Here is an 11,606-nt window from a genome sequence, read left to right as displayed (position 1 = left end):
CCATCAGATGCCTGAAGTGGTCGTATCCGGTATTAGACCCCGTTTCCAGGGCTTGTCCCAGAGTGCAGGGCAGATTGCCCACGTGTTACTCACCCGTTCGCCACTAATCCCCCACCGAAGTGGGTTCATCGTTCGACTTGCATGTGTTAAGCACGCCGCCAGCGTTCGTCCTGAGCCAGGATCAAACTCTCCGTGAATGCTTCCCGGTACTCCGGGTGACACTCGCGTTGAGCGGAACCGGAAGGAGGAATGATCCTTCTGGTTCTCAGCGTCCTCGCTGTGTGTTTCAAAGGAACCTCGTCTCTGAGAGACGGGGTTATCAACATATCTGGCGTTGACTTTTGGCACGCTGTTGAGTTCTCAAGGAACGGACGCTTCCTTTGTACTCACCCTCAGGCTTCCCTGCGGGCTTTCCTCCGGGCGCTTCCCTTCGGTGTTTCCAGCTTAGCAGATCCGTTTTCCGTTTCTGCCACCCGCTGGAGCGGGCTGCCGGGCTGTTCTGCGCTTTCGCGCTTTCCCTTTCCGGCGGTTCCGACTCTATCAGATCCTTTCGGGCCTGATTCCCAGTCAGCGGGTTTCGCCATCGCGGCTGTTGGGCCGTTCCGACGCCGTGAACCTTAGCGAATCCGCGGCCCCGAAGCTAATCGGGGCCCCCGCTCTTTCGAACGTGGATTCCTCATTCCGCAAAAGCACACGTAAAGCGAGGCGACGGATAGTCGCTCGCTGGGAGTGGTTCTTGCGGATTGGCTGTCCGGGGACCGACCGGAGTCGGCGCTCACGTCGGACAACTCGGAGAACCATACGCATCGCCCGCACCACTGTCAACCCACGCCCCTACCCCGGTAGAGTCGGCGCATGACTACGCATGCGCACAGCCTCCTGTGGTGGGCCGCCTGACGGCGGCCGCGCTGACGCATGCACACAACGGCCGCCGCCTCGGCGGCCGTTCGCGTTTCCCCCTCCGGGTGGGGCGGCCGCGGAAGTGGCGGCCTGGACCAGGAGTGAGAGGGACGACGGACATGAAGCGGATCTTCAGCGGGGTCAAGCCGACCGGGCACCTGACGCTGGGCAACTACATCGGGGCCGTGCGGAAGTGGATCGAGGAGGACCAGCACCGGGCGGACGCGCTGTTCTGCGTCGTGGACCTGCACGCGCTGACCGTGGACCACGATCCCGCGCGGCTGCGGCGGCTCAGCCGGCAGGCGGCGTCCCTGCTGCTGGCGGCGGGGCTCGACCCGGAGCGGTGCGTGTTGTTCGTACAGAGCCACGTGGACGAGCACGCGCGGCTGTCGTACCTGCTGGAGTGCACGGCGACCGACGGGGAGATGCGCCGCATGGTCCAGTACAAGGAGAAGGCGGCGCGGGAGCGGGAGCGCGGGGGGAGCGTACGGCTCTCGCTGCTGACGTACCCGGTCCTGATGGCGGCGGACATCCTCGCGTACGGCACGGACGAGGTGCCCGTGGGCGACGACCAGACACAGCACGTGGAGCTGACGCGGGACCTGGCCGTGCGGTTCAACCAGCGGTACGGGCACACCTTCACCGTGCCGCGGGCGACGCACCCGGCCGTCGGGGCGCGGGTCATGAACCTCCAGGACCCCTCGGTCAAGATGGGGAAGTCCGACGACACCGGGCCGGGCATCGTCTACCTGCTGGACGAGCCGGACACGGTGCGGCGGAAGGTGATGCGGGCGGTCACCGACAGCGGCCGGGACGTCGTCTACGACCGGGAGGGCCGGCCCGGCCTGGCGAACCTGCTGGACGTGCTCGCCGTGTCGACCGGTGCGGGTGACCCGGCGGAGCTGGCCGCCGGCTACTCCTCGTACGGGGCGCTGAAGCGGGACGTGGCGGACGCGGTGGTGGAGCTGCTGCGGCCGGTACGGGAGCGCCACGCGGAGCTGGTGGCCGACCCGGCGTACGTGGACGGGGTGCTGCGGGCCGGTGCCGAGCGGGCGCGGGCCCTGGCGCGTCCAGTGGTGGACCGGGCCTACCGGGCGGTGGGGCTGGTACCGGCGGCCTGACGGAACGCGGCCCGGTAGTCGCGCGGGCTGGTGGCGAGGTGGGCGGCGAAGTGCTGCCGCATGGTCACCTCGCTGCCGAAGCCCGCGCGGCGGGCCACCTCCGGGAGGGGGTGGTCGGTGCGTTCGAGGAGTTTCTGGGCGGCGGCGACGCGCTGGGCGGTGAGCCAGCGCAGCGGGGGCGTGCCGGTGGTCGCCTGGAAGTGGCGGGCGAAGGTGCGGGGGGACATGCCCGCGCGGGCCGCGAGCGAGGCAACGGTGTGCGGTGCGTCGAGGTGCGCCAGGGCGTGGGCGCGTACCGCGGCGAGGGCGTCGGCGTCGCGGTCGGCGCGGGGCGTGGGGTGCTCGATGAACTGCGCCTGCGTGCCGGTGCGGAACGGGGCGGTGACCATGGCGCGGGCGATGGTCGCCGCGGTCTCGGCGCCGTGGACGGTGCGGACGAGGTGGAGGCACAGGTCGACGCCGGCGGCGGTGCCGGCGGAGGTCCACACGCCGCCGTCCTCGATGAACAGGGCGTTCGGTTCGACAGTGACGGCGGGGTGGCGGGCGCGGAGGCGGTCGGCGACGTACCAGTGGGTGACGGCGCGGCGGCCGTCGAGGAGGCCGGCGCGGGCGAGGGCGAACGCCCCGGCGCAGAGGGCGGCGACGGGGGTGCCCGCCCGGTGGGCCCGGCGCAGGGCGTCGAGGACGGGGCCGGCGATCTCCACGTCGGGGTCGGTGAGCCCGGGGACGATGACGAGGTCGGCCCGGTCGAGCCAGCCGAGGGGGCGGTCGGGGGTGAGCGCGAGGCCGCCGGGGAGGGGGATCGGCGTGCCGGGGTGCTCGGCGGCGCGGCGCAGTTCGAACGGCGGGACGCCGCGGTCGGCGCGGTCGACGCCCCACACCTCGGTGACGACGGAGACGTCGAAGGCCCTGACGCCGGGGAAGGCGAGCATGGCCACGCGGTAGGGGGGTGGCGGTGAGGGGCTTGGTGCGCTGGGAGGGTCGGAGGCGGGGACGCCGGGGGTGGCTGCGGGGGTGTGGCTGGGGCTGGGGGGTGGTGCTGCGCTCGGGGATGCGGGGCTGGGGTGCGGCGGCATGGGGTCAGGGTGCCACGGGGGTGGCGGCATCCCATCGATGGGCGGCGTTTCCGCCACTGGTGGGGGTGGGCGCCCCGGCCGGAGGATGAGCGGCATGGAACTGAACGAGCAGGTCATGGGTGGTCCCGGCGGGGACCGGGTCGAGGTGGTGGCCGACGCCGCGCTGATCGTGGTGGACGTGCAGCGGGGCTTCGGGGAGCCGTACTGGGGGCCGAGGAACAACCCGGGGGCCGAGGAGAACATGGCCGCGCTGATCGACGCGTGGCAGACGTCGGGGCGGCCGGTCGTGTTCGTACGGCACGACTCGCGGTCGCCGCGGTCCCCGCTGCGGCCGGGCCGGCCGGGCAACGCCTTCCAGGACGTGGTCGCGGAGCGGCTGGGCAGGGGCGCGGGGCCGGAGCTGCTGGTGACGAAGTCGGTGAACTCGGCGTTCTACGGGGAGCCGGACCTCGACGCATGGCTGCGCGGTGCGGGGGTGCGGCAGATCGTGGTGATCGGCATCCAGACGAACATGTGCAACGAGACGACCGCCCGGATGGGCGGGAACCTCGGCTACGACGTGCTGTTCCCGCTGGATGCCATGCACACCTTCGACGCGGCGGGGCCCTTCGGCTGGACGCTGACGGCCGACGAGCTGTCACGGGCGACGGCGGTCTCCCTGCAGGCGGGTGGGTTCGCGCGGGTCGTGTCGACGGCGGCCGTGCTGCGGGGGCTGGGGGGTGAGGGCGGGGCGTAGCGGTCCGTCGTCCCCGGCTTGGGCGGCTCGTCGGCCGGCGCGGCTCGTCGGCCGGTGCGGCTGTCGGCCGGTGCGGCTGTCGGCTGTCGGCGGGTCGCCCGTCGGCTTGTCGGCTTGGGGGCGGCCGGTGGCCGGTGGCCGGGGGTCAGCCGTTGCCGGAGGCCAGTTCGCGGCTGCGGTCGCGGGCCGCTTCCAGGGCGGCGATCAGTGCGGCCCGTACGCCGTGGTTCTCCAGCTCGCGGATGGCGCTGATGGTCGTGCCCGCCGGGGACGTGACGGCCTCGCGGAGCTTCACCGGGTGCTCGCCGCTGTCGCGGAGCATCACGGCCGCGCCGATGGCCGCCTGGACGATCAGGTCGTGGGCCTGGGCGCGGGGCAGACCGAGGAGGATGCCCGCGTCGGTCATGGCCTCGACCAGGAAGTAGAAGTACGCCGGACCCGAGCCGGACAGCGCCGTCGCCGCGTCCTGCTGGGACTCGGGGACGCGGAGGGTCTTGCCGACGGCACCGAAGATCTCCTCCGCGTGTGCGAGGTGGTCGGTGGTGGCGTGGGCCCCGGCGGAGATCACGGACATGCCCTCGTCGACGAGGACGGGGGTGTTCGGCATGACGCGGACGACCGGGGTGTCCGGTGCGAGGCGCTCCGCGATGAAGGCGGTGGTGATGCCGGCGGCGGCGCTGATGACCAGGTGGTCGCGGGTGACGTGGTGGGCCAGCTCGTCGAGGAGGCGGCCCATGTCCTGCGGCTTGACGGCGAGGATCAGCGTGTCGGCGCGCTTGGCGGCCTCGGCGTTGCCGACGGCTTCGACGCCGTAGCGGGAGCGCAGCTCGTCGGCGCGTTCCCGGCGGCGGGCGGTGACCAGGAGGCGGGCGGCGGGCCAGCCGGCCCGGATCATCCCGCTGAGGAGCGCCTCGCCGATCTTGCCGGTGCCGAGTACCGCGACTGTCTGGGTCATTGCTCTGCTCACCTCGCCATGCGCTGGGTACCTGCCGGGGGCCATCCTTCCACCGGGGCGGGCGCGGTGGTCGGGGTGTCCGAGGGGCGGTATGGGCGGGCCGGTGGAGGCGGGGTGGGGGGCCTGGTGGGGTGGGGGGCGGGGTGGCGGGGTCAGCGGCGGGGGCGCTTCTTGCGGGCGGCCGGGTTTCCCGTGCGGGTGGTGCGGCGCTTCTCGTGGCGGGCTCGGGCCGCTTCGTACTCGGCTCGGGCGAGCTTCTCGCCGGGCGCCTCGACGAGCGAACGGACGAAGTAGGCGAGCAGCGAGCCGACGAAGCCGACCGCCTTCAGGCTCCGCAGGGCCTCCTCGCGGGCCGGGTCGGCCGGGCGGCGGACGAACCCCTCCCACGTGCGCTGGAACGCGATGGCCGTGCACACCGCGAACATCACGACCAGCAGGCCGTTCACGAAGCCGCCGACGCTGGCGATGGCCAGCCCCTCGTACGCGAAGCGCAGCACGAGCGCGCCCGCGACGGCGGCGGCCAGTGACCCGGCCGCCACCCCGGCCCGCCTCAGCCCGTACCCGCCGTCGTGACCGACCCACGTCGTGCCGAAGAAGCGCAGGGGCTCGGGCCGCGGTCCGTCCGGCCGGGCGGCTGGGGCGGTGGCCGGGGGTGTGCCGTCGGCGATCTCGTCGTTCGTCGGCTTGTCGTTCGTGGACGTGTCGTTCGCCGGCTTGTCGTTGGTGGGGTCCGTGCTGGCCGTGGGGTCGCTCACGGGGCCGATTATCCCCCGCCGGCCGTCGCCGCCGCCGTGCCCGTCAGCCGCAGCGCACCGTCACGTATCCGTCGGCACCGGTCATGACGTACGCGTCGGCGACCCATTCGCCGTTGCCGATGTTGTCCCAGATGTTCGACGTGCCGTACGTGCCGGTGACCCAGGTGCCGGGCGACTGGCAGTTGATCGGGACCCGCACGCCCGTCGGCAGGGTCTTGATCACACCGTACTGCGTGCCCGGACCGCTGCGGACGCGGAGCTGGACCCCCGGCGCGACCGGATAGCGCTTGACCGAGTTCGTACTCATCTGTGCCTCCCCCCGAGGCGCCCGCCCGATGCGGGTGCTTCCATGGGTTCGGAGGCTAACAAGCCACACCGACATCGCACGCATCATCGACTAGGCTCCGTGCGTCGCGCGCGCCCGGGCCGTGCGTCGCGCGTCCGAGCGAGCACACACGGGGGTGGACGATGCCGCCGCTGCGCAGCTCCGGTCCCGTACCGGAAGCGGAGCATCCGGAGTACGCCGGCAGGTACCGGCTGGAGGACTGGCTGGGCTCGGGGGGCATGGGGGTCGTCCGGCTCGCCAGGTCCGACTCGGGGCTGCGCCTCGCCGTGAAGGTGATCCACCTGGAGCACGCGGCGGACCCCGAGTTCAGGGCGCGTTTCCGGCAGGAGGTCGACGCCGCCCGGCGGGTGAGCGGGGCGTTCACCGCGCCGGTCGTCGACGCCGACCCGGATGCCGCGCGGCCCTGGATGGCGACCCTGTTCACCGACGGGCCGACGCTGTCCGAGCGGGTCAAGCGGAACGGGCCCCTGGACGCGGCCGAACTGCGCAGGCTCGGTGCCGGGCTCGCGGAGGCGCTGCGCGACATCCACCGGGCGGGCGTCGTCCACCGGGACCTGAAGCCCAGCAACGTCCTCCTCGCGGCGGACGGGCCGAAGGTCATCGACTTCGGCATCTCCCGGCCCAGCGACAGCGATGTGCGGACCGAGACCGGACGGCTGATCGGCACGCCGCCGTTCATGGCGCCCGAGCAGTTCCAGCGCCCGCGCGACGTGGGCCCGGCCGCGGACGTGTTCGCGATGGGCGCCATGCTGGTGCACGCGGCGACGGGGCGGGGGCCCTTCGACTCGAACAGCCCGTACGTGGTGGCGTACCAGGTGGTCCACAACGAGCCCGATCTGGCCGGGGTGCCGGACGGGCTCGCCCCGCTGCTGCGGCGGTGCCTCGCCAAGGACCCGGACGCGCGGCCCACGCCGGAGGAGGTCATGGCCGCGTTGCGGGTGCGGGGTGATGGGGGTGCTGTGGGTGACGGGGGTGGTGTGGGCGACGGGGGTGGTGTGGGCTCGGGGGCGGGTTCGGGGGCGGATGCGGGTTCGGGGGCGGATGCGGGTTCGGGTGTGGCTGGTGGGGCGGGGTCGGGTGGCGGTGCGGGGGCTGAGGTGGCTCGGGTGCCCGCACAGCGCGGGGCCGGGCGGGGTGCGGTGGTGCCGGAGCAGCGGTCTGCCGGTGTGGGAGAGGTGGTTGGTGGGGGCCGTGGGGTTCGGGGGGTTGGGGGCAGTGGGGTTGGGGGTGGAGCTGGGGGTGGGTCTTGCGGGGGCGATGGGGTTGCCGGTGGAGCTGAGGGGGCGGTGTCGGGTGGGGACGGCCGGCTGGCCGGTGGTGGCGGCGCGGTCGGGAGCGGTGCTGTCGCCGGGGCCGCCGGGGTGCGCCGGGCGCGGCCCCGGCTCGTGTGGGTCGCCGCGGCCGTCGCCGTAGCCGGGGCGCTCGTCGGCGGGCTGATCGCCGTACGGCACACGGGCGGGCCCTCCGGCGCCGCGGACGCCGGGGCGGCCGCCGCCGCGAGGGGGTTCCGGGAGTGGGCGGTGCCGCTCGGTACGGGGGGTGCTGCCGGGCAGCCCCCCGTCTGCGCCGCCGCGGCGGGCGCACTGTACTGCTCCGCGTCCGGGGTGAAGGCCGCACGGCTGGACGCGGCCGACGGGACGGTCGTCTGGTCCGTCCCGGCCGGGCCGCCGGCCGCGCCGCGCGAGGGCACACCGCGCGAGAGCACACCGCGCGAGGCCGCGCCCGTGGTGGCCGCGGACGGCCTCGTACGGGTGGTCAGCGGCCGGGCGGCGACGGGTGGGGCCTCCCGGCTGGAGGCCCTGGACGCGGCCTCGGGCGCCGTGCGGTGGGGTGCGGACCTGGGGGCGTACACGGGCGTGGTGCACGGCCCCGACACGGTGCTCCTCGTCCGCGCGGACGGGCGGGCGCGGGCGCTGGACGCCGCGACGGGCGCCGAGCGCTGGTCGGGGCGGCCGGCCGCACGCGCGCAGTGGGTGGCCGGGGCGGCGGCGGGCGAGCCCGTGTACGCGGCGGCCGTCGCCGTGGACGGGGCATCGACGGAGGTCAGCGCCGTGGACCCGCGGGACGGCCGGGTGCTGTGGCGCGAGCGGGTGCCCGGTGCGCTCACCCCCGTACAGGTGGCGCGGGGGGCGCTGGTGCTGCTCTCCGCCGACCGGGACCTGTACACGGACGCGGTCGTACGGCTGGACCTGCGGGACCGGGGTGTGCGGCGGGTGGCCCTGTCGGGGGCGGCGGACCAGGCGCAGGCCGTGGTGGACGGCCGGACCGCGTACGTGGTCGGGTCCGGCGGGGCGCTGGCGGCGGTGGACCTGGGTGCCGGCGCCGGGGGCGGGCGGGAGCTGTGGCGGCTGGAGACCGGGGCGGCGCGGGTGTCGAGGCCGGTGGTCGCGGGCGGCCGGGTGTTCCTGATGGCCGGTGACGGGCGGCTGCTGGGCGTCGACGCGGAGCGCGGGGTGCTGGCCGGGCAGAGCGGGCCGCGCATGGCCGGCGGTGTCGTGCCCTTACTGGCGGCCCCCGTGGCGGCGGGCGGCAAGGTGTACGGCGGGGCGCCGGACGGCACGGTGTTCGGGGTGGACCCGGCGGGGTGGTGAGTGGCCTGGGCGGGAGCCCCGGCCCGGCCCCGGCCCGCCTCGGCTACGGGGCGGGCGGGGCCGCTCCGGGCTCGGGCGGAGCCGGAACGCCCGTGCGGCGCCGACGCCCGTACGGCGTGGGGCGCCCGTACGGCGTAGGGCGCGGAGCCCCCGGGGCGGGCCCGGGGGCCAGGCGGGTCAGGGCAGGCGGGTGATGTCGCGGACCGCGCCCTTGTCGGCGCTGGTGGCCATCGCCGCGTACGCGCGCAGGGCCGCCGACACCTTGCGCGTGCGGTCCTTCGGGGCGTACGTCCCGGCGAGGGCGTCCCGGCGGGCCGCGAGCGTGTCGTCGTCGACCAGCAGCTCGATCGTCCGGTTCGGGATGTCGATGCGGATGCGGTCACCGTCCTCGACGAGGGCGATCGTGCCGCCCGACGCCGCCTCCGGCGACGCGTGGCCGATGGACAGACCGGACGTGCCGCCCGAGAAGCGCCCGTCGGTGATCAGCGCGCAGGTCTTGCCGAGTCCCCGGCCCTTCAGGAACGACGTCGGGTACAGCATCTCCTGCATGCCCGGACCGCCCTTGGGGCCCTCGTAGCGGATGACGACGACGTCGCCGTCCTTCACCCGCTTGTTGAGGATCTTCTCGACGGCCTCCTCCTGGGACTCGCAGACGACCGCCGGGCCCTCGAACGTCCAGATCGACTCGTCCACGCCGGCCGTCTTCACCACGCAGCCGTCGACCGCCAGATTGCCCCGCAGGACCGCCAGGCCGCCGTCCTTCGAGTAGGCGTGCTCCGCCGAGCGGATGCAGCCGCCCTCGGCGTCGAGGTCCAGCGCCTCCCACCGCTCCGACTGGGAGAACGCCTCCGCGGACCGGACGCAGCCGGGCGCCGCGTGCCACATCTCGACGGCCTCCGGCGACGGGGAGCCGCCGCGCACGTCCCAGCTCTTCAGCCAGTCCGCGAGCGACGGGCTGTGGACGGCGTGCACGTCCTCGTTCAGCAGGCCCGCGCGGTGCAGCTCGCCCAGCAGGGCGGGGATGCCGCCGGCGCGGTGCACGTCCTCCATGTAGTACGTGCGGTCCTTCGCGACGTTCGGCGCGACCTTCGCCAGGCAGGGGACGCGGCGCGAGACGGCGTCGATCTCCTCCAGCCCGAAGGGGACGCCCGCCTCCTGCGCGGCGGCCAGCAGGTGCAGGATCGTGTTGGTGGAGCCGCCCATGGCGATGTCCAGGGCCATGGCGTTCTCGAAGGCGGCGAACGTGGCGACGTTGCGCGGCAGGACCGAGGCGTCGTCCTGCTCGTAGTACCGCTTCGTGATGTCGACGACCGTGCGGGCCGCGTTCTCGTACAGGGCGCGGCGGGCGGTGTGGGTGGCGAGGACGGAGCCGTTGCCGGGGAGGGACAGGCCGATGGCCTCCGTCAGGCAGTTCATCGAGTTGGCGGTGAACATGCCGGAGCAGGAGCCGCACGTCGGACAGGCGTTCTCCTCGATGCGGAGGATGTCCTCGTCGGAGATCTTGTCGTTGACCGCGTCGGAGATCGCGTCGACCAGGTCGAGCGTGCGGACCGTGCCGTCGACCAGCGTGGCGCGGCCGGACTCCATGGGGCCGCCGGAGACGAAGACCGTCGGGATGTCGAGGCGCAGCGCCGCCATCAGCATGCCGGGGGTGATCTTGTCGCAGTTGGAGATGCAGATCAGCGCGTCCGCGCAGTGCGCCTCGACCATGTACTCGACGGAGTCGGCGATCAGGTCGCGGGAGGGCAGCGAGTACAGCATGCCGCCGTGGCCCATGGCGATGCCGTCGTCCACGGCGATGGTGTTGAACTCGCGCGGGATGGCCCCCGCCGCGCGGATGGCCTCGCTGACGATCCGGCCGACCGGCTGGAGGTGGGTGTGGCCGGGGACGAACTCGGTGAAGGAGTTGGCGACGGCGATGATGGGCTTGCGGCCGATGTCCTCGCCCGGTACCCCGGAGGCCCGCATAAGGGCGCGGGCGCCCGCCATGTTGCGGCCGTGGGTGACTGTGCGGGACCTCAGCTCGGGCATCGTCGCTCGCTCCTCATCAGAGAGACTGGCTCCTTCGAGCGTACGCCGCCCCTCCAGGTAGTGGACACCACGTCCGCATGGTGGGACGTCCGGCTCGCCTGGCGGGCACGTGCGGGGCGGCGGGCGGGCGCGTGCGGGGCGGCGGGCGGGCGCGTGCGGGGCGGCGGAGCGGGGGTGGGGCGCGCGGCGGGGCGGGGCGCCTGCCGGGCGCGCGGGGGGCGCGCTCCCGTCACGGCACGCCCGTCACAGCACGCCCGTCACAGCACCCCGGCGGACGTCCCCAGGTGCTGCCGGGTGAAGGCCAGCGCCTCCGCGAGGTCGGCCTCCCGTTCGGCGGCGGACATGGCGCGCCGCGTGTTGACCTCGATGACGACGTGCCCGTCGAAGCCCGTGCGGGTCAGGTGCTCCAGCAGTTCGGCGCACGGCTGCGTGCCCCGGCCCGGTACCAGGTGCTCGTCCTTCGCGGAGCCGCGGCCGTCCGCGAGGTGGACGTGGCCCAGCCGGTCGCCCATGCGGGACACCATGGCCAGCGCGTCCGTCCGGGCGGTCGCCGTGTGGGAGAGGTCGACCGTGTAGTGGCGGTAGTCGTCCTTGGTGACGTCCCACTCGGGGGCGTACGCGAGCATCTCGCGGTCGCGGTAGCGCCAGGGGTACATGTTCTCGACGGCGAACCGCACGTCCGTCTCGTTCGCCATCCGCCAGACGCCGTCGACGAAGTCGCGCGCGTACTGCCGCTGCCAGCGGAACGGGGGGTGGACGACGACCGTCGACGCGCCCAGCTTCTCCGCCGCCGTACGGGCCCGCTGGAGCTTCACCCACGGGTCGGTCGACCAGACCCGCTGCGTGATCAGCAGGCAGGGCGCGTGCACGGCGAGGACGGGCACCTGGTGGTAGTCGGACAGCCTGCGCAGGGCCTCCAGGTCCTGGCTGACCGGGTCCGTCCACACCATGACCTCGACGCCGTCGTACCCGAGGCGCGCGGCGACCTCGAAGGCCGTCGCCGTCGACTCCGGGTAGACCGAGGCCGTCGAGAGGGCGACCTTCGCGCGGGGCGCGCGCGCCCCCGCCCGGTCCGCTTGCTGTGCCACGTCTGCC

9 protein-coding genes and 1 rRNA gene (1 of these 10 only partly in view) are annotated in these 11,606 nt (G+C 74.1%); 3 read left to right on the top strand and 7 right to left on the bottom strand.

From position 1 onward, the window contains the following. Window positions 1-197: ribosomal RNA gene (locus CP974_RS17065) — 16S ribosomal RNA — on the bottom strand; it reaches 1,331 nt to the left of the window's first position. 822 nt (window positions 198-1,019) lie between these two features. Between CP974_RS17065 and trpS the strand changes: the two genes are divergently transcribed. After that, window positions 1,020-2,021, top strand: coding sequence for a tryptophan--tRNA ligase (gene trpS, locus CP974_RS17060; protein WP_031136954.1), 1,002 nt, complete (start codon window positions 1,020-1,022; stop codon window positions 2,019-2,021). On the opposite strand, the gene CP974_RS17055 is transcribed toward trpS, so the two are convergent. Beyond that, entirely contained in the window at window positions 1,988-2,953 is a 966-nt protein-coding gene (locus tag CP974_RS17055) for a GlxA family transcriptional regulator (protein WP_031136952.1), read from the bottom strand. The genes trpS and CP974_RS17055 overlap by 34 nt on opposite strands. Window positions 2,954-3,191: 238 nt before the next feature. On the opposite strand from CP974_RS17055, the gene CP974_RS17050 reads away from it, so the two are divergent. Further along, a complete protein-coding gene (locus CP974_RS17050) occupies window positions 3,192-3,833 on the top strand; it encodes a cysteine hydrolase family protein (protein ID WP_223844575.1) in 642 nt (213 codons plus the stop codon). Between the two features lie 145 nt (window positions 3,834-3,978). Here CP974_RS17050 and proC read toward each other — a convergent pair whose 3' ends face one another. The 3 genes from proC to CP974_RS17035 form a co-directional block, all read right to left on the bottom strand. Further along, window positions 3,979-4,788: a pyrroline-5-carboxylate reductase gene (proC, locus tag CP974_RS17045; protein ID WP_031137213.1), complete on the bottom strand. Its 810-nt coding sequence runs from the start codon at window positions 4,786-4,788 to the stop codon at window positions 3,979-3,981. A gap of 152 nt (window positions 4,789-4,940) precedes the next feature. Continuing rightward, window positions 4,941-5,456 carry a hypothetical protein gene (locus CP974_RS17040; RefSeq protein ID WP_031137188.1) on the bottom strand — a complete coding sequence of 172 codons (516 nt, stop codon included), beginning with the start codon at window positions 5,454-5,456 and terminating at the stop codon, window positions 4,941-4,943. Between the two features lie 130 nt (window positions 5,457-5,586). After that, window positions 5,587-5,850 (bottom strand): peptidase, encoded by a 264-nt coding sequence (locus CP974_RS17035; RefSeq protein ID WP_031137190.1) that lies wholly within the window; start codon window positions 5,848-5,850, stop codon window positions 5,587-5,589. Between the two features lie 161 nt (window positions 5,851-6,011). On the opposite strand from CP974_RS17035, the gene CP974_RS17030 reads away from it, so the two are divergent. Beyond that, a complete protein-coding gene (locus tag CP974_RS17030) occupies window positions 6,012-8,480 on the top strand; it encodes a serine/threonine-protein kinase (RefSeq protein WP_150485821.1) in 2,469 nt (822 codons plus the stop codon). 177 nt (window positions 8,481-8,657) lie between these two features. Here the strand turns inward: CP974_RS17030 and ilvD are convergent, their stop codons facing one another. Continuing rightward, the gene (gene ilvD, locus CP974_RS17025) at window positions 8,658-10,511 is read right to left on the bottom strand and encodes a dihydroxy-acid dehydratase (RefSeq protein ID WP_031136758.1); all 1,854 of its coding nucleotides are present in this window, start codon (window positions 10,509-10,511) and stop codon (window positions 8,658-8,660) included. Window positions 10,512-10,768: 257 nt separating this feature from the next. Then, window positions 10,769-11,599: a sugar phosphate isomerase/epimerase family protein gene (locus CP974_RS17020; protein ID WP_031136444.1), complete on the bottom strand. Its 831-nt coding sequence runs from the start codon at window positions 11,597-11,599 to the stop codon at window positions 10,769-10,771. Between the last annotated feature and the right edge of the window lie 7 nt (window positions 11,600-11,606).

The organism is Streptomyces fradiae ATCC 10745 = DSM 40063, from assembly GCF_008704425.1.
Lineage (GTDB): Bacteria > Actinomycetota > Actinomycetes > Streptomycetales > Streptomycetaceae > Streptomyces > Streptomyces fradiae.
Note: the sequence above shows the minus strand (reverse complement) of the source record. Positions and strands in the feature narration are given on the sequence as shown.